The organism is Pseudoalteromonas luteoviolacea H33-S, from assembly GCF_001625695.1.
Taxonomy (GTDB): domain Bacteria; phylum Pseudomonadota; class Gammaproteobacteria; order Enterobacterales; family Alteromonadaceae; genus Pseudoalteromonas; species Pseudoalteromonas luteoviolacea_B.
On sequence record NZ_AUXY01000060.1, the window covers coordinates 1 to 24352 of the forward strand.

Below are 24352 nucleotides of genomic sequence, written 5' to 3' on the forward strand. Positions count from 1 at the left end.
TGATTTAATCTTTATGCGGAACGGTATGAGTTGGAGTTTTACCCTACCGCCAAAGCCATATACACAGCCCTGCATACCACTTTCTATCGCTTGGCTTTCATGGCATCTAATTCGAGGGCTTTGCCTTTAAATTTCACTGTGGCTTGATTGGGAAACCTAAGAAAACGTAATAAAAATCTGCTTTTACAATACCGAAGTTTGACATTAATTTATTGATTTATTTACTAGGTTTTGTTTCGATGCTACACATTTTGGATAAGTTGTTTGCAGTAATCTGAATGCCAACTCAAGCAAAGTACCATTTTTGAATCGTTATTGTCACAGTGTTTACTTCTTCTGGAATAAAACCTGCCTAAACACAACTATATAAGGGTTAAAAACATATTATTGACAAAGGCAATTCGTTAATGTCTTTTTTAAGTTTATGATATATATAAATTAAATCCCACATAAAAATTAAATATAAAGTTGGTCCTACTTTTGCATTATCCTGCATATAGTCAAATTTTTGGAGTTGGTTATGGCAATTAGTTTTGATAAAGCGCTAGGAGTGCATCAACATACAATGTTGATCCGCTCTCAACGTGCAGAGATCTTAGCGAGTAATATCGCAAATGCTGATACTCCCGGTTACAAAGCGAAAGATATCGATTTTGGCCGAGCGTTGAACGCGGCAAAGTCGGCACAGCAAAGCGGCAATCAGATGACCCGTACCAACGAAAAACACATTAGTGGTGGGACAAGATTGACTAACAGTGAAGAATTATTTCGTAATCCAAATCAAACAGATACGGGTGATGGTAACTCAGTTGATATACAGGTGGAACGAAACTTGTATGTACAAAACGCATTAGAGTACCAAGCTAGTTTGAACTTTTTGGGTGGTAAATTTAAAAGCTTGAAAAAAGCGCTTGGTGGTGGTCAAGGAGCCTAATTATGAGTTTATATAACGTTTTTGATATCGCAGGCTCTGGCATGAGTGCACAAAATGTACGCTTGAATACCACTGCCAGTAATATATCCAATGCAAACAGCATCAGTTCTAGTCAGGATAAAGTGTATAGAGCTAGGCACCCCGTATTTGCAGCCGAATTGAATAAGGCTGCAGCGGCAAATCCTAATACATTGAGTTCGTCTGTGGGAGTTAAGGTCTTAGGTATTGTTGAAAGCGACAAGCCTCTGCAAGTTGAGTACAACCCTAATCACCCAAGTGCTGATAAAGATGGTTATATCTATAAACCGAATGTGAATGTGGTGGAAGAAATGACAAATATGATTTCCGCCTCACGGTCGTACCAAACGAATGTTCAAGTAGCAGACGCAGCAAAGCAGATGTTAAGTAAAACTCTGTTGCTTGGTCAGCGCTAATTGGGAGTATAGCTGATGAGTAATGATGTCAATTCCGCAACTTCGTCCTTTGTTGACTCGTTGCGTTGGCAAGATAAAAAAGTGCCAACTGAGAAAAATGATGAGCTAAAGCAGGAAGATTTCTTTGCGCTACTTACTCAGCAATTGTCTTTTCAAGACCCGAGTAAACCAGCTGATAATGATCAGATGATATCCCAGATGACCAACTTTACGATGGCAGAGGGTATTTCAAACTTAAATACGAAGTTTGAATCATTGGCGGCATCGATGACATCAAACTCAGCACTTCAAGCATCGACATTGATAGGTAAGAAAGCTTTGCTTGAGTCTGATACCGTTGAGCACGGGCCTGGCATGCAGGCGAGAGGCTCCATTATTGTTACAGAGCCTGTTGAAAAGCTTACTTTGAGTATCGTCAATGATAAGAATGAGCTTGTTAGAAAGATTGAATTAGGTAAGCAAAGCGTAGGTGCAACACGCTTTGAGTGGGATGGGTTGACTGATAATGATGAGCCAGCCCCGCCAGGTGAATACACAATTAAAGCTGAAGGGCAAACAAACGGCAAGTTTGAGTCATTGCCAACAGCAACATTTAGAAATATTGATAGTGTGAATGTAAATGGTTCTCAGGGCATTGTCATTAACACTAAAGCTGGTGCAGTTAGACTATCTGACGTTGCAGAGATAGCTTAATCAAAAGATTTAACCTTCATTTACAGAGGTATTAGAGTATGAGTTTTAATATTGCTTTAACAGGACTAGCTGCAGCCCAAAAAGATTTGGACACCACAGCTAATAACATTGCAAACGTAAATACCACGGGCTTTAAAGAATCCCGTGCGGAGTTTGCTTCTGTCTATGCATCGTCAGTGTTCAGTGCTGGTAAAACCAAAAATGGTGATGGTGTATCAACGACCATGGTTGCCCAGCAATTCCACCAAGGCTCTTTAAACTTTACACAAAACTCGCTTGACCTTGCAATAACAGGTGAGGGTTATTTTGCAACTAGTGAAGATTTAGGTAGCCAAGATTATACATTCACCCGCGCAGGTGCCTTTAAGCTCAATAAAGATAATTTTATTGTTGATGCTAATGGTAATTTTTTACAGGGTTTCCCTGTTGACCCAAGTACGGGTGATACAACATCAGTGAGCTTAAGTACGTCGTCACCATTGCAAATACCTGACGCGTCAGGTTCGCCTCGAGCAACGACAAATGTTTATTCATCATTTAACTTAGATTCGACAGCGACGGCACCAACCATTGCATTCGATCCAGATACAACAGCATCTTATAATAGCTCAACGTCGACGACAGTATATGACTCTTTGGGTGAGCCACATACCTTACAGTTATTTTTCCGTAAAGAAGACCCAACAACCGATCCAAATGAATGGCAGGTCTTTGCAACGTTAGGTGGAAAGCCTTTTGATGCAAATGGTAATGAGATTGTTGCTCCTGCTGTGATAACACCCATTACTGAATTTGGATTTAATGCGCAAGGTTTTCCAGAGCATACTGATGCTGCAGAAACCCCTAATACAGGTACAACCTTCAATCCACTTAATTTAACAGCAGCTAATGTATCTGGGTTACTAACTAATGGTGCCACCTTTCCGTCAGATATTCAGTTAAATTGGCGTGATGAAGCGAATACAACCAATAAGTTACCGACGCAGTTTGCAAGTCGTTTTGAAGTAAAGGCACTTGACCAAGATGGTGCGACAACAGGCCGACTTGCAGGGATTGACATTGGCTCTGATGGTAAGATTGTTGCGTCATACAGTAATGGTGATTCAACCTTCTTAGGGCAGGTTGCGATGGTGAGATTTTCAAACTCACAAGGTTTGACTGAAGCAGGTAATACTGGTTGGAAGAAAAGTTTAACCTCTGGTGAGCCAATTGCGGGTGAACCAGGTTCAGGTACTTTAGGTACAATTAATTCATCAGCATTAGAGCAATCGAATGTAAACTTAACAAATGAATTAGTTGATTTGATCAGTGCACAAAGAAACTTCCAGGCAAATTCACGGGCACTTGAAGTGAACTCAACACTACAACAGAATATCCTTCAGATCCGATAATATTTATCTCTTCTTAAAAAGCCGCTTTTGCGGCTTTTTTATTTTTTTGACACTCACCTTGGCACTAATATTGCTTTTATCACTATATATTGAACAGTTTTAGGTCGTTCTCATGGATAAAATGCTCTATATCGCCATGTCAGGTGCTAAGCAAAGCTTGCGAGGTGTGGCGCTCAAAGCGAACAATCTAGCAAATGCTAATACGACAGGGTTTAAAGCCGACTTTGCTCAAGCTCGATCTATGCAAGCTTTTGGTGAAGGCCTGCCAACACGGGTATTTGCCATGCAAGAACGCCCTGGCACTAATATGTTAAGCGGCGCGGTTGCTGAAACAGGCCGTGATTTAGACATCGCGGTTGATGAGAAGTCGTGGATCAGTGTCATGGATGCCAGTGGTGAAGAGGCGTATACAAAAGTAGGTACCTTGAACATTACTAGCGATGGGGCTTTGGTCACCAGCCATGGACGTCAATTAATTGGCGAAGGAGGCCCGATTATATTACCTTTACCTATCGACAAAGTGGTATTTAGTGATGATGGCTCTATTCAAGTTCGCCCTCAAGGTGCTCCTGCAAACTTCTTAGAAACTGTTGATCGGCTAAAAATAATTACCGCTGATAATAATCAGCTCGAAAAAGGTAATGATGGTTTATTTAGACCACAAGAAGACCAGCTTGATGATGGGCATTGTGGTTTTTGCGAAGTATCTCCAACTGCGAAAGTGATGAGTGGTTACTTGGAAATGTCTAACGTGAATCCCGTTCATGAGATGGTGGATTTGATAAACCATCAGAGACAGTTTGAGATGCAAATTAAATTAATGAAGTCAGCAGAAGAAATTGACGAGCGACACACTTCGCTCCTGCGCATAGTTTAAGAGAGTGAGGTATAGATTATGAATCCAGCGTTGTGGATAAGTAAAACAGGGCTTGATGCTCAGCAAACTGATATTTCAGTTATTTCAAATAACTTGGCGAATGCCAGCACGGTTGGTTATAAAAAGAGCCGAGCCATTTTTGAAGATTTACTTTATCAAAATATTAATCAGCCCGGTGGGCGTTCATCACAGGATACCGAGTTACCCTCAGGTTTAATGCTTGGTGCAGGCTCTAAAGTAGTGGCTAACCAAAAGAACTTTTCTCAGGGCAACATGATAAGCACTGAAAACTCGTTGGATTGGATGATCCAAGGCCCTGGTTTTTTTGAAATACAAATGCCAGATGGCACTATTGCGTATTCTCGAAATGGACAGTTCACGACGGATGAAACCGGGCGTGTTGTCACCTCTGGTGCAGGCTTCCCTGTACAGCCAGAAATGACAGTACCAGATAATGCGAACTCTATCACCATATCTCAAGACGGTGAAGTATCGGTAAGTATCAACGGTCAGGCGGAAAACACAGTTATTGGTCAATTAGTTATCAGTGATTTTATCAATCCATCAGGGTTAGAACCGATAGGCCAAAACTTGTATACAGAAACTGCTGTAAGTGGTGCCCCTGTGCAAGGTAACCCTGGTGTTGAAGGGTTGGGCTCTATGGTTCAAGGTGCGCTTGAAACGTCGAACGTAAACGTAACTGAAGAGCTGGTCAACCTGATTGAGACCCAGCGCGTCTATGAGATGAACTCTAAAGTCATTAAGTCGGTTGACGAAATGCTGAGTTACATCAATCAACAACTTTAATTAGGGTAGGGCAGATCATGCGTAAATGTATATTGGTAGTTGCGTTAGGTTTAGGCTTAAGCGGGTGCATGTCTACAGAAAACAGTGATGTTGTTAGAGATGATCCGTATTACGCACCTATGTATCCCGAAATGGAGGCTGAGCCAGTTGTTACAACGGGTTCACTGTTCAATTCATATTCAAATGATCTGTACTCAGATAAAAAAGCAGTGAGAGTCGGCGACATAATTACAGTTGTACTGAGAGAATCTACTCAAGCTTCTAAAGCGGCTAATTCTAAATTAGATAAGGACAGTGAAGTCAATGTGGACCCTTTCCTAGGCCTTGGTAATGCGCCTGTCAATATTGGCGGTGACGCTATTCAACTGGATATGGGTGCGAACTCTTCTTACCAAGGTGATGCACAAGCGAATCAATCAAATAGTTTGTTTGGTAACATCTCAGTAAATGTAATGAGGGTTTTACCCAATGGCAACTTGGTGATCCGCGGTGAGAAATGGCTAACGCTAAATACGGGTGAAGAGTTTATTCGTTTAGAAGGGTTAGTGCGGCCGCAAGATGTTTCCGCAGAAAATGAGGTTGAATCAAATCGAATTGCTAATGCACGCATTCAGTACTCAGGTAAAGGTCAGACGCAAGAAGTGCAGAGTGCAGGCTGGTTAACTAAATTCTTCATGAGCACATTAATGCCGTTTTAAGGAAGTAGATTATGCGTATTCTGCAAAGTTTTATTTTATCATTACTTCTTATCATATCGGTCAATGCACAAGCTGAGCGAATTAAAGACGTCAGCGTTGTTGAAGGGGTGAGAAGTAACCAACTTATAGGTTATGGTTTGGTGGTTGGTCTGCCGGGGACAGGGGAGCAAAGCCGATTTACGGAGCAAAGCTTTAAAGCGATGTTAAACAGTTTTGGAATTACGCTGCCGGGTAACTTAAAGCCGAAGATTAAGAATGTAGCGGCTGTTGCTGTACATGCCGATTTACCGCCATTTGTAAAACCAGGACAAAGTATTGATGTCACTGTTTCATCTATTGGTAGTGCAGGCAGTTTGAGAGGCGGTACATTGTTACAGACATTTTTAAAAGGTGTCGATGGCAATGTCTATGCAATAGCACAAGGCAGCATGATCGTAGGTGGTTTGGGCGCTGAAGGTTTAGATGGAAGTCGAGTGGTGATTAACACTCCTACAGTTGGCAGAATTCCCAACGGCGCTATGGTCGAGCGAGCAGTCAAAAGCCCGTTTACACAAGGGGATCACATTACTTTTAATTTGAATCGACCTGATTTTACAACAGCCAAGCGCTTAGCCGACAGAATAAATGAATTAGTGGGGCCTAATAGTGCCAGCGCACTGGATGCAGCCTCTGTGAGAGTCATCGCCCCGAGAGATCCATCACAACGTGTTGCATATTTGTCTACTCTTGAGAATCTAGAATTTAAACCAGCAGATACTTCGGCAAAAATTATCGTTAACTCAAGAACGGGTACGATTGTAATTGGCAAAGATGTGAAATTACAGCCAGCAGCGATAACACATGGCGGTTTGACGGTGACAATTGCAGAGCAAACAAATGTGTCACAGCCACAGCCCTTGACCGATGCCGATGCAGTTGTTACGCAACAAAGTATTGTGGATGTTGATCAAGATGACTCGAGAGCATTTGTATTTGACCCAGGTAGCAGTTTGGATGACTTAGTTCGTGCAATTAATGCGGTTGGTGCAGCCCCTGGTGATTTGATGGCGATATTAGAAGCACTAAAGGAAGCGGGTGCAATTCATGGTCAATTAGTCGTTATTTAGTTTGTTTTATAATCAGAAAGTTAGCCTCATATTTATGAGGCTTTTTTTTGGCCTAATATTTGCATTTGTATAAGTATTCATTTTTTAACGACGTGTTTTTGACCATGAATACTGACCCTACACACAATCAAAGCTTTTTTGATTTGAACAACCTGAACTCATTGAGACAGGATGCATTAAAGAGTGCAGGGGACGGTGATGCATCAAAGCAGGCGTTGAAAAAGGCTGCGGAGCAATTTGAATCAATTTTTACGCAAATGCTATTGAGCAGTATGCGTAAAGCCAATGAAGCATTTGAAGACAAAGATAGTCCTTTCAATTCGAGCAGTGTTAAATTTTACCGAGACATGCATGACCAACAGATGGCACTAGAGCTGTCAGGTAAAGGTAGTTTAGGCTTAGCTGATTTGATTGTTCAGCAACTTTCTCCGCAAAAAGATGGTTATATGCCTTCTTCAGTTATTCGCACAGGGGCGGAGATCCAAAGCGATAAAATAGCCAGTGGCCAAGCTCCACATACAAATACCCCAGACAGTACTGAGTTGACTACGTCAGCACCTAAAGAAGTCGCTCAGCAACAACAAACTGACCCCCAAGCTTTTGAAAGCCCTGAAGAGTTTATCAATACTTTGTGGGGTTACGCGAAATCAGCTGCTGAAAAAATAGGCTTAAACCCTGCTGTTATGGTAGCACAAGCCGCTTTAGAAACGGGTTGGGGCAAGCATGTGATAGCAAAACCTGACGGAAATAGTAGTTTTAATTTATTTAATATCAAAGCGGATAGCCGCTGGACAGGAGACAGTGCCAGTAAAATGACACTCGAATTTGAACAGGGCTTACCTGTTAAAAAACAAGCAAACTTTCGTGCTTACGAGTCGCTAAAAGATAGCTTCAGTGATTACGTAAACTTTTTACAGTCTAACCCCCGCTATGAAGACGCCCTCAAAAAAGCGGCTAAACCTAGTGAATATTTAGACGCTTTGCAACAAGCTGGGTATGCAACCGATCCTAATTATGCCAACAAGATAAAAAATGTATTAGGCGGCTCGCACTTTCAGTCCGCAGTGACATCGTTTATGCGTCAAGGAGTAAACTAATATGTCTTTTAACTTGATGAACATTGGTACTTCTGGCGTCAGAGCAAGTAGTGAGTTATTGCAAACGACCAGTAGAAATATTGCCAATCTAAATACAGTCGGGTATGTCCGTGAGCGAACAGAGCACTCAACTTTAGTTGGTAATCAGGTAGGGCGAGGTGAAACCGTTCGTCTAATAAATGAGTTTGCGCAAAAGCAATTATACAGAGACATCTCCAGCCAGTCTTACTATGAACAGTTTGTGACTGAATCTGCACGTGTAGATACATTATTTGGTGAAGAGTCGAATAACTTAAACACCAGTATTAACTCTTTATTTAATAATTTGCAAGAAGCAATGAATTTGCCTTCTTCAACGGTAACACGTTCTCTATTTTTGACCGACGCACAAAATATGATTGATCAAATGGATCGTCTATCAGGTATCGTTTTTGATCAAAGTAATATTGTTAATGAGCAGCTCGCAATATACTCGCAAGAAGCAAATAACTTAATTCAAAAAATTAGTGATCTTAACGGCCAAGTCGGCGCGCTTAACGCTAATCCTGATAGCAATAATGCTAATTCTGTACTGAATGAGCGCGACCAATCAATAAAAGAGCTATCTGAACTCGTTGATATAGAGGTACTTGATGGTTCAAATGGTGAAAAATTAGTTTTTCTTGGTACGGGTCAAGCTGTAGTGATGGAGAATGGCACATTTAATTTATTTTCTCTTGATGGGGATCCAGATCCAAATAGAAAAGAGTTAACGCTTGATGTTACACAGGGCAGTGCCATTGCATTAGAAGTCGATCAAACAAAGCTTCAAGGTAAAATTGGTGGACTGTTGGCATTTAGAGATGAAATTTTAGTCCCAGCACAAAATCAATTGGGGCAAATTGCACTATCTCTTGCTGATGCATTCAACCAACAGAATAGATTAGGCATGGATTTGGATGGTAACTTGGGAGGGGATTTATTTTCGATACCGACCACGTCTGGTTTTCCGCATCGGACGAACACCAGTGCAACTCAGTTATCCGCAACGCTAGAGCCAGGAAAAGGTGATCAGATCCCTGCAACAGATTTTAGAGTTACGTATAACGCAGGTAATGTAACCATTGCGGCAATCGATGCATATGGTAATACCATCGGCACTCCAACAAATGTGGCTTATACGGATCCATTAAATTCGACAACAGCACCAGCTGGAACTGAATTATATGGTTTGCAAATTAACTTCACTGATGTAAGCGGTGCTGCTGCGCTACCCAATGACGGAGATATTTTTGATATTAAGCTTAATTCAGCAGCCGCTGGGACATTGTCGTTAGCAACAGATAGACCAGAAAGCGTCGCCTTAGCTTCACCGATCAGAACTGAATCCTCAGCTGATAATGTAAGTAATGCGACAATTTCTGTTGGTTCAGTGACCAATACCGATCCTGCTACCAGTAATTTTGCGGCGACAAATCCACCGTCGCTTGCGCAAGGTACGATTACCATACAGAAAACTGGCAATCCAGATGAATACACTATTACGGATGGTAACGGTACGACAACATTTACAGCTGCGGCACCAAGAGAAAATATTTTGGCGTCCGCTGGTGGTGTGTATGCAAATTATGGGTTTGACTTCGATATAGATGGGGAGCCTGCTACTGGTGATACATACACGATTGAATTTAATGAAGGCGGCTTTGATGACAACCGCAATGGATTGATCCTCAGCCAATTACAGTCAGGACAGTTAGTACGTCAGAATGTGGTTACAACAACCGTGGCGGATAATCATAAGACGTTTAATGAAGCATATGCGGGCTTGGTCACAGAAATAGGCGTTGTTGCTAACCAAGCAAAAACTAATGGTGCTGCCTATGACGCACTTGCGGCGCAATCAGAAGCGTGGTTTGAATCAGTTGCTGGTGTAAATTTAGACGAAGAGGCGGCAAATTTACTCCGTTTTCAACAGTCATACACGGCATCTGCACAGATTTTGAGTGCAGCGCGAACTGTTTTTGATACATTAATTAATGCTGCGAGGTAATTATGCGTTTATCTCATAATATGATTTTTAAGAACAACTTGAATTCTATTTTAAATAGTCAGCAAGAAGTCAATAATTCAATGAAGCAGGTTAATACTCAGAAGCGGGTATTAACGGCATCAGATGATCCTTCAGCAATGGCGAGGTCGCTACTTTATTCAGATAAGATACAGACGAATGAGCAATATACGAAAAATTTAACGATGCTAAAAAGTCGTTTAGATACCCAGGAAGGTGTTCTTGAAAATATCAAGGAATCATTAGAGCGTTCAATTGAGCTGACAGTAAACGCAGGTAACGGTGCATTAACTGCACCAGATAAAGCGTCATTATCTGAAGAGTTAGAAGCCATTCAGACTGCTGTACTAGAACTCATGAATGCAAAAACGGAAGATGGTCGCTACTTATTTTCAGGTTATCAGGATAATACGAGAACTTATGACTTCGATAGCAATAATAATCGATATGCATACAGAGGAGACCAAGGCCAACACAAAATAAAGGTGGCAGAAGGCGTAGAAATAAAGTCAAGTGATAATGGCTATGATGTGTTTGAGAGTGTTGAACAGCGCTTAAATGTTGTGAGCAATACAGCAACACCGACAGGTGGTATTGTGAGTGCGGATGTTTATGTCACTCAACAAGGCCCTTTTGATTTGTTTCACAAATCTAACTTTAATCCAGATCCAACTGCACCGGCAGGTAGTAACGACTTTCAGTTGGAGCTAAATGGCACGACTGCACCGCCTAGTTATCGTTTGATGCAAGGCGCAACAGTTTTTGAAAGCGGTACCTATACAGAAAATAATATCAAGGTTGCTGGGATGGAGTTTAGTTTTACTGGCACTGCGGGGGCTGCTGATACGATTACGTTTGAGTTAGAAAAGCCTGAAAAAGACAATGTATTAAATACACTAGAGAATCTAATTAATGCTGTGCAAGATCCGACTTTGTCTGATAAGGATTATCGACAAGTTTTGGCTGACTCCATGATTGGTTTAGAGAATGCAAAAAACCGAGTATCTCAAGTGCAATCTGGCCTTGGAGGAAGAAAGAACACAGCTACCCGGATCACTGACGCCAATATTGACTTAGATATTAATAATAAAATTGCGCGAGCAGATTTGATAGAGTTAGACATGGCGGAAGCGATTACAGAGCTGACCAAACATGAAACGCAATTGCAAGCATCTCAAGCAACGTATGGACGCTTATCTAATCTATCTTTACTCGACTATATTCGCTAATACCTATTAGCCGCCAGTTGTTTGGCGGCTTTTTTAGTTAAACCCACCAAATATTCAATTTTCTACTCTAACTCACTAGTTTTATTTAAAAAATATATAGTAATAAACTTGTTTCCTCATGCGGAATGCATTTACCGTTTGCCATAAAAATCACGGGAAAAACAAAATAATCTCAATATTTTCAATGCCTTGAAAAAAAACTTAAAAAAAGTCTAAAGGAAACTTTTTGCCGTCCGATAACTTAATTAACCAAGCCGGACAGTTCATTTAGCTCGAAGGCGCAGAGAGTTACAAGTTTGAGAGTAAGTACTCAGTTTACAGTGGGAGAATTACCATGGCACTTTATGTAAATACTAACGTAAGTTCATTGAATGCTCAAAGACAGTTAAATAATTCAGGCAATGCATTAGACGTTTCATTTAAACGTTTATCATCAGGCTTCAGAATCAACAGCGCAGCTGATGATGCAGCAGGTCTACAAATTTCAGACCGATTAACTTCACAGATTAACGGTCTTAATCAAGGTAACCGTAACGCGAACGACGGTATTTCATTGGCGCAAACGGCAGAAGGGGCGATGGACGAAGTAACTTCAATGTTCCAACGTATTCGTACGCTAGCGCAACAAGCTTCGAATGGCTCAAATACGGATGAAGACCGTTTAGCAATCCAAGAGGAAATACGCTCGCTTTCATCAGAAGTGAACCGTGTTGCTGCTGACACCACATTCGGTGGTCAAAACCTACTTGATGGCTCATATTCTGCAAACTTCCAAGTCGGTGCGGATGCAGTACAAACCATCGGTTTTAGTATGCAAACAGTGGGTGGCTCTGATAATAGCTTGGTAGCTAACGCTGGTTTTACAATGTCAGGCATTGCGGGTGTAGCCAGTGGGGTAACTGGTGCAAACCTTTCAGCAACAGCCGGTACGATCAGTACGACAGTTGGTTCATCAGCAGATAACGCTACATTTGCTACAGTATTCACTGCAAGTGGTATTTCGGTGTCATCTCAAGCAAATGCACAAGCAGTACTAGCTGGGGTTGACTCATTAATCGCAGTTGTTGATAAAAAGCGTGCGGAGCTAGGTGCGGTACAAAACCGATTCCAATCGACTATTCGTAACCAATCAAACATCGCTGAAAACCTTTCAGCTGCAAAATCTCGTATCAAAGATACAGACTTCGCAACTGAAACAGCTAACCTAACTAAAATGCAGATCCTTCAGCAGGCATCACAAACAATTTTAAGTCAGGCAAATCAGCGTCCACAAGCAGCATTGAGTCTTCTAGGTTAATCTTAGGAGCTTGATAAAGCGGAGGAAAGTGGTGTCTGTGCTTGATGGGGTATTAACACAGACACCAGAATTGGATGATAAAGCGGAGGAGCTTAAAATCCAAAACAGTTCATGTATTCAATGAACACATTAATGTTAGCACTTTCCGTGCCAATATTTAGAATAAAATATTGACACTCACTCTCAAACTTTCAAAAAAGGAGGCGCCGCCTCCTTTTTTATTTTTAAATTCAAAGTCTTAAAATAAATCCCTCTTGCTTTTATTTATCTCATCTTTAAATTAAATAAGCGTCAAATATTAATTTTTATTTTTGGCACGCTGTTTGCTTTCTTATATTCAAACTTTAAAAAGTTGTGTTAAGTGGCAGTCCATTGCCCCATCGTTAAAAAACATTTAATGATTTGGATTGCCTCTTAGACGAATAAATAGCTCTTCATAAGAGCTTTTGAATAGAGAGAGTGAATCATGGCTTTATTTGTAAATACTAACGTCAGCTCGTTGAATGCACAGAGACAGCTGCAACAATCAGGCGTAGAACTTGATACGTCATTTAAGAGACTATCATCTGGCCTACGTATTAATAGTGCTGCTGATGATGCGGCAGGTTTACAGATTTCTGACCGCTTGCAGTCGCAAATACTTGGATTAAACCAAGGTAACCGAAATGCTAACGATGGTATATCTTTGGCTCAAACTGCCGAGGGTGCCATGGATGAAATCACAAGCATGTTCCAGCGTATACGTACGCTTTCACAACAGGCTGCAAACGGTTCAAATACTGATGAAGACCGTTTGGCAATACAAGAGGAAATAAGGCAGCTAGCGTCAGAGGTTAACCGTGTTGCTTCAGATACGACCTTTGGTGGTCAAAACTTGTTAGACGGTAGTTATTCAGCTAATTTCCAAGTGGGTGCTGATGCTGTTCAGACAATTGGCTTCAGTATGCAATATGTTGGTTCTACAGCTAATTCACTGGCTGACAACGGCGGCTTCACACTATCTGGTGTTGCAGGTGTTGCAAGTGGCGTTGGTGGTGCGGCATTAAGTGCTACAACAGCAACGATTAGTACCGCGATAGGAACGGTAGCAGATCAAAAGACTTTTGCTGCGGTTTATACTGCAAGTGGAATCAGTGTTTCGTCACAAGCAAATGCTCAGGCTGTTATGGCAGGTATGGATGCATTGATCGCCGTAGTTGACAAAAAGCGTGCAGAGCTTGGTGCAGTTCAAAACAGATTCCAGTCTACGATTCGAAACCAGTCCAATATTTCAGAAAACTTAGCGGCTGCAAAATCTAGGATCAGAGATGCTGACTTTGCTATGGAAACCGCTAAACTTACTAAAAACCAGATCTTACAGCAAGCTAGCCAAACAATTTTAGGTCAAGCAAACCAGCGACCTCAGGCTGCATTAAGTCTTTTACAAGGTTAATTAATAAATTTTTAAAAATATTTGCAAATTTAGCTAAAGCTTTCACTTTATTGGTCGATAGCAGAGTTAGAGAACTATAACTCTAGGACTCTAATACTTCGTAATGGCAGGGTAGGGGTATCCCGCTATTACGAGTTAAATCGATAAAGCGGAGGCTATTATGGCTTTGTATGTAAATACTAATGTGAGTTCATTGAACGCACAAAGACAGTTGAATAACTCGTCGAATTCTTTGGATACATCTTTCCAAAGACTATCGTCAGGTTTTCGTATTAATAGTGCGAAAGATGACGCGGCAGGTTTGCAAGTCTCGAACCGTTTGACAGGCCAAATTAACGGCTTAAATCAAGGTATTCGAAATGCAAACGATGGTATTTCTTTGGCGCAAACAGCTGAAGGTGCCTTAGATGAAACAACGCAAATGTTTCAGCGTATCAGAACACTTGCACAACAGGCTTCAAATGGCTCAAACACCGATGAAGACAGATTAGCGATCCAAGAGGAAATTCGCTCACTGTCTGAAGAGGCTAATAGGGTTGCAGCAGATACCACTTTTGGTGGTCAAAACTTACTTGATGGCTCTTATGATGCCAATTTCCAAGTAGGTGCAGACGCTGTGCAAACCATTGGCTTTAGTATGAAGAATATTGGTGGAACAGCCAATTCTATTGAAGCTAACAGTGGATTTACCTTATCGGGCATTGCAGGTGTAGCCAGTGCGGTAACAGGCGCTTCTTTAAGTGCTACAGCTGGTACAATCAGTAACACAGTTGGTTCGTCAGCGGATAATGCGACATTTGCTACCGTGTTCACAGCCAGCGGTATCTCAGTATCGTCACAGGCGAATGCACAAGCAGTACTAGCGGGTATGGACGCTTTGATTGCGGTTGTTGACAAAAAGCGTGCGGAGCTAGGTGCGGTTCAAAACCGATTCCAATCTACTATCCGTAACCAGTCGAATGTTTCTGAAAACTTATCAGCTGCACAATCGCGAATTCGTGACACTGACTTTGCACAAGAAACAGCGTCATTGACCAAAATGCAGATCCTACAGCAAGCGAGTAGTTCAATCTTAAGCCAGGCTAACCAAAGACCTCAGGTCGCACTCTCTCTACTTGGTTAATTTGGTATTATGGTACGTCAAGTTTGGGACTCATATCAAACTTGACGTATACTATAAACTAGGCTTGTTGCTTGGAGGTGTATTATGAAAGATGTTCAATCTGCATTAGGAATGGGATCGAACAACATGGTGCCAACCCCTGACATAGTGAAGCCCGAAAACGGAAATGAAATATTACGAGCTGTCGAAGATACGGTTAAGTCTGAGCAATCCCGAGAAAAAAAGGAAGATGAGGGACGGGTAAAACCGGAATTGTTTGAAGAGGTGAAGGCTAATCTAGATAGGCTTAACAATGTTTTACCTGTTACTTCCACTAATTTGTCTTTTGAGTTTGATGAAAATGGAGATCCTCCTTTCATTAGAGTGATTGATAGAGATAGTGAAGAAGTGATCAGGGAAATACCTTCAGAAGAGTTTCGAGAAGTTGCTAAGGCTTTGGATGAATTTGCCGATAAAGTATCAGGAAAGGGCTTGTTGTTTGATAGAACAGCTTGATTATTAGTTGGAGGTAGCGAAATGCCACTTATTACATCTGCTGGAGTAGGCTCCGGTTTGGATCTTGAAAGTATTATTAAAGCGTCGGTAGATGCTGAAAATAGACCCAAGATGCAACAGTTCGCAATTAAAGATGAACGCCTGAGTGTTGAGCTTTCAGCGATTGGCGAAGTAAAGTCTGCCTTGTCTACCTTAAATGATACCGTCGAAAAATTGGCGGACATTGATAACTTCAATAAACGTGTTGCAAATATAACGCAACCCACTAGCGGAGACATTATCAGTGTTACGCCAACTTCTGATATATCGGTAGGTAATTTTGATATTGCGGTACAACAGCTTGCACAAGGTAGTCGAGCGGTGAGTACAGATGGCGCTTTTGATAATGCGGATTCAGTCGTCAGCGCCTCAGGGGGAACGCTATCGTTTGCTGCGGGATCCAAATCTTTTGATTTATCTGTGACTGCCGGGATGACGCTCAACGAGCTCAGAGATGCAATCAATGCAGATGAAAACAACTTTGGGTTAACGGCAAACATTGTAAATACAGGTATAAGTGGCGTCGGCAGTAAGCTTGTTCTAACATCAAGTGTAACAGGGTCAAGTAATAATTTAGTGATCACCAGCGATACTGCAGAGATGGATGCACTGGAGACTTATGATGATACTTTGAATCCGACTGGTGGGATGATTATTAGTGCGGATGATGAGGCGAAAGACGCTATAATTAGTATCGATGGTTTACTTGTTAACAGCGAGACAAATACTTTTAAGGATGCCGTTCAAGATATGACCATCACGGCCAAAGCTAAGAGTGTGCAAGATAGCGGTGGCGAGTATGAGACAGCGAAACTGAATATTGACTACGATAGAGAATCCGTAAATACACTCATTGACGAGTTAATTACCAACTATAACGCGGTTATAGGGCAAATAGGGTTTAGAACTCGAATTGGTGAACCGTTAAATGGTGACTCGTCTATGCGTAGTCTAGATGACCAATTGATCAGTGCATTATCAACGTCATTGACGGATGCAGGTCCTTTTGAGTCTATATTTGACATCGGTTTGGGCGTTGATGACGAAGGGTATTTAGAGAAGTCTTCGTTAGTACGTAGTTTAAATGAAGCGATGGATTCTAATTTTGATGATATTGGCACAGCGTTTGCAGGAGAGAATGGGGTTGCCAAACAACTTGAATCGTTACTTGGTAACTATGTAGACTCAAGTGGAATACTTAAGCAGCGGGAAGATAGCTTAAATGGTCAGATTAAGGAATTAGAAGAAGATGTTTTGAACCATGAATATCGGATGGCATCTTTGGAAGACAGACTACGTAAGCAATATGCTGGCTTAGATGTTTTGATTGCGCAAATGCAGCAAACACAAAATTATTTAGGTGCTCAGCTTGCCAATTTACCTGGGTTTACTTCTAAGAAATAACAAATTAAGGAGCCGTTATGTATAACGCAAGAGTCAAAAATTATCAGCGTGAGGCACTTAAAACTCGAGTTGCAGGTGCCGATAGATACGAAGTGATCCAAATGCTAATGGCAGGCGCAATCGAGAAAATGGTGTTGGCTAAAGTTGCGATTGAGAAAAAGCATCTAGAGGCTAAAGCTGAGCATATTTCTAAATCATCTGCAATTATTGCAGCGTTGAGAGATTGCCTTGATTTTGAAGTGGGAGGCGAGGTGACTGAAAATTTGTACGCCTTATACTCATACATGCTAGATAGGCTACTTGATGCAAGCTTACAAAATGATCCTTCAATTATTGATGAAGTAACAGGTTTATTGAAAGAGATCAAGTCAGCTTGGGACGCTATTCCTTACGATGTGAGAGAAAAGACATTGTCTCAAAATGGCGCAGATGCCAATGTCGGCTAGTTTATCTAATGTAGAAGATAACCTGACGCGACTAGAGTCTTTATGTAAGGCTGGTGAACTTGATGATGCAGAAACACTGATGGTCAATGTTGACATAGGTGTTAAGCAGTTTTTTTCTGATTGTAACGGGGAGGTCTCTGAGTCTCAATTGAGCCTTCTTAATCAGTTTAATGAGCGTTTGAGCCAGCTGAATCAATATTTGACTAAGCAAAAAGTAAAAGTTTCTCAGCAGTTGATAACACAGCAAGGAAACAAGAAAAAAATTAACGCGTACAAAAGCGTGTGACCCACCACAAAACTCTACCTATATGAAAGATAAATCATTAGAACAACAAATCGAATCTTTGAGCGAACAGCTTAATGTGTCAATCGAGCAGCAGCAAAGAGAAGCTCAATTTGCTACTGAGGCAAATGAACGTTTTTCAAAAAATATTGCCTGTTTTGAAGAGTATTTCCCTGATATTGCCGAAACCTTTAAAAATTATTCCGTCCGTGAGGACTTCTGTATCCATGTAACAAAAACCGGGCATGGAAACTTTGTACCAAAAGGTTATAGCGCACCGATCTACAGCGAGGACCCAATCGAGCAAACTAGGGTTCAGGTGATGAATAGCATTGAAAGTGCAGTGTTCTGCTCTACAGATTATAGCTCTTATCCTTCAGCTGGCGATGATGAACGGATACATGTTCGTTATATGGCTGCATTGTCTGAAGTCATGCAAGAGGTTCAAAAAAATGAACCTGAGCGGATCAGTAAATTACCAGAGAATTTTCCTACAGGACTTATTTTTGGCGTAGGACTTGGTTACCACGTGCCTCTTTTGCTAGAGCAGACAACATTTGATTATTTATTTTTTGTTGAGCCAGACTTAGAGATATTTTTTGCAAGCTTATTTTGTACAGATTGGTTTGATATTATTAAAACGATTGATGAGCAAGGTGGAAACTTGTTCTTTCAGTTGGGAGCTGACACAAAAACATTCATAAAAGATTTAGAGATTGTCGCCAACAATATTGGTGCTTTTTCAATAGTACGAAGTTTTTGTTATCAACACACTCCTCAGCCAGAAATCGTGGCGTTAATCCAGCAGTGGTCAAGTGAATACTTCCGTTTTCAATTTGGTCATGGATTTTTTAATGATGCAATAACAGGTTTGGCACATAGTATTCATTTGATGGAAAAAAATGTAGCTGTTTTGGCTGGTAAAGAATCTACAAATGTTGACTATTCTACACCTGTATTTATTGTAGGAAATGGCCCATCACTGGATGAAGCAGAAGAATTCATTAAACAAAATCATGAAAATGCAATAGTGATGGCTGCGGGTACTTCTATTGCGACATTATATAACAAAGGTATACCAGTTGATTTTCATATCTTAGTAGAAAGGCCATACTCTAATTACAAGATATTTGGTGATATTCTGCCTGCAGAGATATATAAGCAAACCAATTTAATAGGTTTGAATACTTTATATCCTGATAACGTAGAGCGTTATAAGTGGGCTGGTATAGCAGCAAAAGATAATGAAGCCGGCACTTTCTTAATGGGAATGCTTGATCATTTTCATGGTGGTAATGGCTTGCCTTTCATCCCGTTTTGTAACCCTGTTGTTGCAAATGCGGCTTTGTCATTTGCTATGTATGCAGGTTTTAAAAATATTTACTTATTTGGTATCGATAACGGTAACTTGCTGACAGGCGAGCACCATAGTAAAGACAGTATATACAAAGTAGATCAAAAAAATGATGAAGAAGAAGGGATGTTATGTTTGGCAATGGATGGCAAATATTTACCTGCAAATTTTGGTGGGCAGGTGGAGACCAACCAACTCTTTGCTGTAGCACATAGTCAATTAGAAAAGTTGATTGACTATTACCCTAAAAGAGCTGTTTATAATGTGGGTAATGGTGCAAAAATAACAGGTGCGCATGCTGTTCCTGCAGAGGAGTTGTTACCAATTCCAGAAAAGCCTAATAAACAGGTGCAAATTGAAGCAATTAAGTCTGACTTCTTTCAGCAACTTAATATACAGGCTGTAGATGAGCAATATATAGGGATTTCTGCGTTTAATGAAATGTGCGATCATTTAATCGAATTAGCGAGTGAAGATGTTAAAAATAGAAAAGCAGCATCTGATTGCTTAATGCGTCAAGCTCGTTTTGTATATTCTTATAAAAATACGCCATTGTCGCATTTATTTCATATGGTTAAAGGCGCTTTATTATATTACCACTGCCCATTGTTGACGTTACTTTATACCTATAAAGACGAGCACTATACTTTACAAAGTTACACCAAATTAAATACGCTATGGATAAGCTACATATCTGAAATGAAAGACTTTTATGAACTTAATTATCGTGCCAAGTGTGACTTGGGCAAGGAGTAAGCAGTGAGTTCGCAGTATCAAGAGTCAGTGGATTTCTATAGCCAATTATTTGACGAGCTTTTTCCTATTTTACGATCTATAACTGGACCCGGTCTGCGCCAAAGTTACGATATATTCAATCGTTATATTCCCTTGGAAATAAACTCCATTAAAACTGGTGAAAAAATCTTTGATTGGCAAGTCCCCCAGGAGTGGCATTGTACGGAAGCATATTTAGAAGCACCTGATGGGGAGCGGGTTGCTGATATGCACCGCTTGAATCTTGAGGTAGTAAATTATTCAGAGACGGTGGATAAAACGCTTAATTTGGATGAATTGCAAAACCATTTGTATAGTTTGCCCGAGCAGCCTACAGCTATTCCTTATGTCACCAGTTATTACAAACGTCGCTGGGGATTTTGCATAGCACAAGCTGAACGAGACAAGCTATCTCAAGGCAGCTACAAAGCAGTAATCAAAAGTAAATTTGTTGACGGTCAGTTAGATATAGCGCAATCGGTATTACAAGGTGAAAGTAAACAAGAGGTTTTATTAAGTTCATATTTATGCCATCCATCTATGGCGAACAATGAGCTCAGCGGTCCACTTGTATTACTCGGGTTATATCATCGTATTAAAAAGTGGAAAAATAGGCGTTATACCTATCGATTTGCACTACATCCAGAAACCATTGGCAGTCTTGGCCTGTTACATTTAGAGCACAAGAACTTTGCAAAGAATATGGTCGCAGGCTTGGTGATTAACTGTGTAGGAGGCAAACAGGAAGAATTAACCTTCAAACACAGCCGTAATGATAGTGGTCTATTAGACAAACTATTGTATCACCTCAATGATCATGGACATGATCATCGCAATATTGCTTTTTCACCTTTGTCTGGCTCAGATGAAAGGCAGTACAACTCACCGGGTTTCCAGTTACCAGTTTGCTGTGTAAGCCGCAGTTTTCATGATGGTTACTCTCAATATCATACGTCTTTGGACGATAAAGAATATATGGGTATTGAACCGCTGCTAGATAGCATTGATAAACTAGAGCGAATTTTCCTTGAGATGGAACAAACCGCTGTGTTTGAAAACCAGTATCCTTATGGTGAGCCACAACTTGGTGATCGTGGGCTATATCCAACACTTAGCTTTTTTAGTGAAGAAAGAAAAAAGCAGGTGGATGAGCTAAATCAAATAAAGATGCTGCTTAGTTACGGTGATGGTGAACATGACACCATTGATATTGCGAAAAAACTGGGGGTATCTGTTGGTGATATGGCTACGGCTATTGAAAAGTTGGAAGAACAAGGGCTCTTGAAGATGGTTGAGTCGTAAAAAAGCAGTGTAGGAGTTGTCATGGTAAATCAAAACGCAGTAATAGTAGGCGGTGGAGTCTGTGGTTTGGTGTCCTCTTTGTTGTTAAAAAAGAGAGGATATAATGTTGTTTTGATTGAACAAGCAGAGCGTATAGGTGGGTTGTTTTGCTCAATAAAGGATAGTAAAGGTGCTGCGTATGATATGGGGTCACACATACCTAACGCAACAGGCATCGAAGAGCTTGATCAAATTTTATTTGGCCATGTAGATGATAAGTCACAGTGGAATACGATTGATAAACTCGAGTCGGGTAATTATTTTTCCGGAAGCTGGGATTTAACAAGCCCTTTTCCAAACGCTCAAAAATTAGAACCTGCAGTTTACTCTCAGGGGTGTGGTGAGTTGATTAATTTAACTCACCAGCCATCAGAGCAATTTATTTATGACCATAGCATTAATTCTTTGGGGGTAGTGTTTACACACAGCATTGTAGTGCCTATCTTGCAAAAGCTTTATGGTAAGTTAACGGATATTCGCGGACTGACTATGGAAGCTGGTCTTTTTGGTTTCACGCGTATCTTGGCATTACCTGCTGATGTTGCTGCTCAACTTAAAGAGCTCCCAGCGTTTGACAGTAAATTGGGATATCAAACTGAGCAGGACTTTTTGGCGAGGAAAGAACGTGACAAATTATCTGATGTGAAATATTTTTATCCGAATAATGGGGAAGGCATTGGTCATTGGGTTCAAGAGTTGCTTGCTCACGTTGAAAAAGCTGGTGTCGAAGTAATTACATCAGAGCGAGTTAAAAAGATAGTTCGTTCAGGTACGCAAATCACCCATATTGAACTGGCTTCGGACAGAGTACTGTCAAGCGATCTGCTATTTTGGAGTGCGCCGCCGTTTATAGCGCTGAATGCGTTAGGTATAGAGCCGCAACGAGGTCAAATGGAATTAAGAACAGCGGTTATATTTCACTTAAACTTTGATAAACCTCTGACTAATCAAAAGTCTCATTATCTTTGGGTTTGGGACAGTAGCACTGATATTTTTAGACTGACTTTATACCCTAATTTGGATAAAAGTGTATCTCACCACCATTTGTCAGCAGAGATACTGTGCTCACCTGACGAAGTGTCCTCTTATTTACTTGAAGATGTAGTTGCGCAGCTCAAAGCAATGTGCGTTATTGATGAAGATGCACAGGTGATAAGTTCTCAAACACAGGTTATTAATAATACTTTTCCGGTTCCGACGAAAGAATTCAAAGATGTCAATTTACATAATTTTGAGTTATTGGATAAAAGTGTAGATAATTTGATTGTGTCGGGACGATATAGTGGTAAATGTTGGCGTCAGGCAGATGTTTTGATTGATGCGTATAACTCTATTAAAGAGCTTTAATGTGTGTAAAGCCAGAATTACGGCAGTGATTCTGGCGTGTTGCTAGCTTAGCTTCAAATGAAAGTATGGTGAAATGTCTCCACCAAAGCTTAGCTTAAACCAGCCCCTTTGAGGGCTATTAATCCCTTCTAAATCGATCTTTTTTATACCTAACCCAGCTAAAACCGGCATGGCTTGCCAAATCACGGCAGTACCTGTGTGTGAATCTCTCATGTCTGGTTTATTTGCGCCATAATAATAATAAGCTGTATCTTTATGGAGTAAAAATGTTGCAAAGCTTCCCGTTTCACCTGATTGGGTTTTTGCCTCAAACATGATTAGCCTACCACACTGCGCAAGGTTTTTTATTTGCAAGGCAAGTTGCTCAATTGCAGGCTGGTCAATGTGGATATTTTGCCTTGCCATCGTGAGAGAGTAGTATTGCGCAAACGTGTCGAATTGACTTGATTGTGTTGCAACGACGCCTTTTTTAATACCGTATCTGATTTCCTGACGTCTTGATACTGAGCTATTCAAGTAGTTTTGGCTGTTTTCTAAGGAGATAAATTCATCTGCGAATTCAGAGATATTTATGCATGTTGTGTAACGCGGAATAGCTGTATAAGTTGGTCCAGCATTATGATAATTGACCCAAAGGAAAGAGCGGATATCTAAAATGCTAGGGTGTAGTTTTAAATACACCGAATTATAGCTATGGGCGAGAAATTCAGCGATGGTTTCTTGCACGGAAAACTGTTCTGAGTGGCTTTGAGCGGTGTTCAAATGTTTGGTATCTCGATGCACGATACCATCGTATATTACATCATGATGCCCAACAATCGCGTTGCCTTCTGAATTGGTGATCAGCAGTATAGCAGCGAATTTCTCATTGCCTTTACAGCAATAGTAGGCATGGTAGGGGACGCCAAGATTGTGTACAAAGTCACTTTGAAAAAATGCAGCGCCATTTGGTGATTGATTTATAAAATTATCCCAATCACCATCTAGTTCACATTGTACTAATTTGAATTTACTTTTCATGTTGTGGCTTTCTTAAAATCATATTCCAACATGCATGTTTATGCCCTGATGCGATATCTTCGTCGCAACCGTGTGTTAGTGAAATAATTTCAAATGCACTAACAAGGTTTCGAATCAGTGGTTCATCAAAAAAGTTTACATTACCAACTTCGGCAAACGAACCGCTGGTATAGCCTGTTTTAGTGTACTTATCAATAGAAACTGGTGCCTTGTCGTAATCAGAGTGAGTTGTACTAAACCAATCTGTAACTAATAAAATACCACCTGGCTTGAGCCTTTCAAAAGCTTGCTTTAAATACTTCTCAATACTTGCTGTTGGGTTATGCACGGATGCACCACGGTCCACAATTAAGTCAAAGTCATTTTCAAATGGCCATGGTTGGGTAAAATCTCCAGTGAATAGCGTATCAGCGATGTCAGGGAAGCGAGACTTTAATTGGTTAATGATGAATTCGCTTCCGTCTATACCGTACACATTTTTGCAGTAAGACAAGAAAAATGGGAAGTTAGCACCTGCACCACATCCTACTTCTAATACTCTGAAGTTTTCATCGGCGTTTCGAAGCTGTGTGTGACGCAATGAAGCTGCAACTACTACGCTCCATGGCCAAATAGACATGTGCTGGCTGGCACGATATAAATTATCCCAATTTTGACAAAATGACATGTTAATTACCTTTATCT

At 40.8% G+C, this 24352-nt stretch carries 23 protein-coding genes; 21 read left to right on the forward strand and 2 right to left on the reverse strand.

The window, feature by feature from the left end:
• Window positions 1–520: 520 nt before the first annotated feature.
• From flgB to N477_RS07745, 21 genes are all read left to right on the forward strand, one after another.
• Window positions 521–934: a flagellar basal body rod protein FlgB gene (gene flgB, locus N477_RS07645; RefSeq protein ID WP_063363463.1), complete on the forward strand. Its 414-nt coding sequence runs from the start codon at window positions 521–523 to the stop codon at window positions 932–934.
• Between the two features lie 2 nt (window positions 935–936).
• Window positions 937–1368, forward strand: a complete 432-nt coding sequence (gene flgC, locus N477_RS07650; RefSeq protein ID WP_063363462.1) for a flagellar basal body rod protein FlgC — start codon at window positions 937–939, stop codon at window positions 1366–1368.
• Between the two features lie 15 nt (window positions 1369–1383).
• Window positions 1384–2061 carry a flagellar hook assembly protein FlgD gene (locus N477_RS07655; protein ID WP_063363461.1) on the forward strand — a complete coding sequence of 226 codons (678 nt, stop codon included), beginning with the start codon at window positions 1384–1386 and terminating at the stop codon, window positions 2059–2061.
• 38 nt (window positions 2062–2099) lie between these two features.
• On the forward strand, window positions 2100–3452 hold the full coding sequence (flgE, locus tag N477_RS07660) for a flagellar hook protein FlgE (protein ID WP_063363460.1): 1353 nt from the start codon (window positions 2100–2102) through the stop codon (window positions 3450–3452).
• Window positions 3453–3564: 112 nt separating this feature from the next.
• Entirely contained in the window at window positions 3565–4329 is a 765-nt protein-coding gene (locus tag N477_RS07665; RefSeq protein WP_063363459.1) for a flagellar basal body rod protein FlgF, read from the forward strand.
• 18 nt (window positions 4330–4347) lie between these two features.
• Window positions 4348–5136 carry a flagellar basal-body rod protein FlgG gene (flgG, locus tag N477_RS07670; RefSeq protein ID WP_023401742.1) on the forward strand — a complete coding sequence of 263 codons (789 nt, stop codon included), beginning with the start codon at window positions 4348–4350 and terminating at the stop codon, window positions 5134–5136.
• 17 nt (window positions 5137–5153) lie between these two features.
• Window positions 5154–5834: a flagellar basal body L-ring protein FlgH gene (gene flgH, locus N477_RS07675; protein WP_063363458.1), complete on the forward strand. Its 681-nt coding sequence runs from the start codon at window positions 5154–5156 to the stop codon at window positions 5832–5834.
• An 11-nt stretch (window positions 5835–5845) separates the two neighbouring features.
• The gene (locus N477_RS07680) at window positions 5846–6940 is read left to right on the forward strand and encodes a flagellar basal body P-ring protein FlgI (protein WP_063363457.1); all 1095 of its coding nucleotides are present in this window, start codon (window positions 5846–5848) and stop codon (window positions 6938–6940) included.
• A gap of 104 nt (window positions 6941–7044) precedes the next feature.
• Window positions 7045–8037 carry a flagellar assembly peptidoglycan hydrolase FlgJ gene (gene flgJ, locus N477_RS07685; protein ID WP_063363456.1) on the forward strand — a complete coding sequence of 331 codons (993 nt, stop codon included), beginning with the start codon at window positions 7045–7047 and terminating at the stop codon, window positions 8035–8037.
• Between the two features lies 1 nt (window position 8038).
• Window positions 8039–10066, forward strand: a complete 2028-nt coding sequence (flgK, locus tag N477_RS07690; RefSeq protein ID WP_063363455.1) for a flagellar hook-associated protein FlgK — start codon at window positions 8039–8041, stop codon at window positions 10064–10066.
• 2 nt (window positions 10067–10068) lie between these two features.
• Window positions 10069–11313, forward strand: a complete 1245-nt coding sequence (gene flgL, locus N477_RS07695) for a flagellar hook-associated protein FlgL (protein WP_063363454.1) — start codon at window positions 10069–10071, stop codon at window positions 11311–11313.
• A 334-nt stretch (window positions 11314–11647) separates the two neighbouring features.
• A complete protein-coding gene (locus tag N477_RS07700) occupies window positions 11648–12610 on the forward strand; it encodes a flagellin (protein WP_063363453.1) in 963 nt (320 codons plus the stop codon).
• A gap of 466 nt (window positions 12611–13076) precedes the next feature.
• The gene (locus N477_RS07705; protein WP_063363452.1) at window positions 13077–14042 is read left to right on the forward strand and encodes a flagellin; all 966 of its coding nucleotides are present in this window, start codon (window positions 13077–13079) and stop codon (window positions 14040–14042) included.
• A gap of 160 nt (window positions 14043–14202) precedes the next feature.
• The gene (locus N477_RS07710; RefSeq protein WP_063363451.1) at window positions 14203–15165 is read left to right on the forward strand and encodes a flagellin; all 963 of its coding nucleotides are present in this window, start codon (window positions 14203–14205) and stop codon (window positions 15163–15165) included.
• An 84-nt stretch (window positions 15166–15249) separates the two neighbouring features.
• Window positions 15250–15660 carry a flagellar protein FlaG gene (locus N477_RS07715; protein WP_063363450.1) on the forward strand — a complete coding sequence of 137 codons (411 nt, stop codon included), beginning with the start codon at window positions 15250–15252 and terminating at the stop codon, window positions 15658–15660.
• Window positions 15661–15681: 21 nt separating this feature from the next.
• Window positions 15682–17103 carry a flagellar filament capping protein FliD gene (fliD, locus tag N477_RS07720; protein ID WP_063363449.1) on the forward strand — a complete coding sequence of 474 codons (1422 nt, stop codon included), beginning with the start codon at window positions 15682–15684 and terminating at the stop codon, window positions 17101–17103.
• Between the two features lie 17 nt (window positions 17104–17120).
• Entirely contained in the window at window positions 17121–17549 is a 429-nt protein-coding gene (gene fliS, locus N477_RS07725) for a flagellar export chaperone FliS (RefSeq protein ID WP_063363448.1), read from the forward strand.
• Entirely contained in the window at window positions 17539–17835 is a 297-nt protein-coding gene (locus N477_RS07730) for a hypothetical protein (RefSeq protein ID WP_063363447.1), read from the forward strand. Before fliS ends, N477_RS07730 begins: the two co-directional genes overlap by 11 nt.
• 22 nt (window positions 17836–17857) lie before the next feature.
• Complete coding sequence (locus tag N477_RS07735; RefSeq protein WP_063363446.1) at window positions 17858–19942, forward strand: 6-hydroxymethylpterin diphosphokinase MptE-like protein; 2085 nt, start codon at window positions 17858–17860, stop codon at window positions 19940–19942.
• Between the two features lie 3 nt (window positions 19943–19945).
• Window positions 19946–21262: a DUF4910 domain-containing protein gene (locus N477_RS07740; RefSeq protein ID WP_063363445.1), complete on the forward strand. Its 1317-nt coding sequence runs from the start codon at window positions 19946–19948 to the stop codon at window positions 21260–21262.
• A gap of 21 nt (window positions 21263–21283) precedes the next feature.
• The gene (locus N477_RS07745) at window positions 21284–22648 is read left to right on the forward strand and encodes an NAD(P)-binding protein (protein ID WP_063363444.1); all 1365 of its coding nucleotides are present in this window, start codon (window positions 21284–21286) and stop codon (window positions 22646–22648) included.
• 42 nt (window positions 22649–22690) lie between these two features.
• On the opposite strand, the gene N477_RS07750 is transcribed toward N477_RS07745, so the two are convergent.
• Both N477_RS07750 and N477_RS07755 read right to left on the reverse strand, forming a co-directional pair.
• A complete protein-coding gene (locus tag N477_RS07750) occupies window positions 22691–23668 on the reverse strand; it encodes a GNAT family N-acetyltransferase (RefSeq protein WP_063363443.1) in 978 nt (325 codons plus the stop codon).
• Window positions 23658–24335 carry a class I SAM-dependent methyltransferase gene (locus tag N477_RS07755; RefSeq protein ID WP_063363442.1) on the reverse strand — a complete coding sequence of 226 codons (678 nt, stop codon included), beginning with the start codon at window positions 24333–24335 and terminating at the stop codon, window positions 23658–23660. Before N477_RS07755 ends, N477_RS07750 begins: the two co-directional genes overlap by 11 nt.
• Window positions 24336–24352 lie beyond the last annotated feature (17 nt).

Bases quoted from the DNA above. Each gene is read 5' to 3' on its own strand.
- flgB (WP_063363463.1), top strand. From the start codon at position 521: ATGGCAATTAGTTTTGATAAAGCGCTAGGAGTGCATCAACATACAATG.
- flgC (WP_063363462.1), top strand. From the start codon at position 937: ATGAGTTTATATAACGTTTTTGATATCGCAGGCTCTGGCATGAGTGCA.
- N477_RS07655 (WP_063363461.1), top strand. From the start codon at position 1,384: ATGAGTAATGATGTCAATTCCGCAACTTCGTCCTTTGTTGACTCGTTG.
- flgE (WP_063363460.1), top strand. From the start codon at position 2,100: ATGAGTTTTAATATTGCTTTAACAGGACTAGCTGCAGCCCAAAAAGAT.
- N477_RS07665 (WP_063363459.1), top strand. From the start codon at position 3,565: ATGGATAAAATGCTCTATATCGCCATGTCAGGTGCTAAGCAAAGCTTG.
- flgG (WP_023401742.1), top strand. From the start codon at position 4,348: ATGAATCCAGCGTTGTGGATAAGTAAAACAGGGCTTGATGCTCAGCAA.
- flgH (WP_063363458.1), top strand. From the start codon at position 5,154: ATGCGTAAATGTATATTGGTAGTTGCGTTAGGTTTAGGCTTAAGCGGG.
- N477_RS07680 (WP_063363457.1), top strand. From the start codon at position 5,846: ATGCGTATTCTGCAAAGTTTTATTTTATCATTACTTCTTATCATATCG.
- flgJ (WP_063363456.1), top strand. From the start codon at position 7,045: ATGAATACTGACCCTACACACAATCAAAGCTTTTTTGATTTGAACAAC.
- flgK (WP_063363455.1), top strand. From the start codon at position 8,039: ATGTCTTTTAACTTGATGAACATTGGTACTTCTGGCGTCAGAGCAAGT.
- flgL (WP_063363454.1), top strand. From the start codon at position 10,069: ATGCGTTTATCTCATAATATGATTTTTAAGAACAACTTGAATTCTATT.
- N477_RS07700 (WP_063363453.1), top strand. From the start codon at position 11,648: ATGGCACTTTATGTAAATACTAACGTAAGTTCATTGAATGCTCAAAGA.
- N477_RS07705 (WP_063363452.1), top strand. From the start codon at position 13,077: ATGGCTTTATTTGTAAATACTAACGTCAGCTCGTTGAATGCACAGAGA.
- N477_RS07710 (WP_063363451.1), top strand. From the start codon at position 14,203: ATGGCTTTGTATGTAAATACTAATGTGAGTTCATTGAACGCACAAAGA.
- N477_RS07715 (WP_063363450.1), top strand. From the start codon at position 15,250: ATGAAAGATGTTCAATCTGCATTAGGAATGGGATCGAACAACATGGTG.
- fliD (WP_063363449.1), top strand. From the start codon at position 15,682: ATGCCACTTATTACATCTGCTGGAGTAGGCTCCGGTTTGGATCTTGAA.
- fliS (WP_063363448.1), top strand. From the start codon at position 17,121: ATGTATAACGCAAGAGTCAAAAATTATCAGCGTGAGGCACTTAAAACT.
- N477_RS07730 (WP_063363447.1), top strand. From the start codon at position 17,539: ATGTCGGCTAGTTTATCTAATGTAGAAGATAACCTGACGCGACTAGAG.
- N477_RS07735 (WP_063363446.1), top strand. From the start codon at position 17,858: ATGAAAGATAAATCATTAGAACAACAAATCGAATCTTTGAGCGAACAG.
- N477_RS07745 (WP_063363444.1), top strand. From the start codon at position 21,284: ATGGTAAATCAAAACGCAGTAATAGTAGGCGGTGGAGTCTGTGGTTTG.
- N477_RS07750 (WP_063363443.1), bottom strand. From the start codon at position 23,668: ATGAAAAGTAAATTCAAATTAGTACAATGTGAACTAGATGGTGATTGG.
- N477_RS07755 (WP_063363442.1), bottom strand. From the start codon at position 24,335: ATGTCATTTTGTCAAAATTGGGATAATTTATATCGTGCCAGCCAGCAC.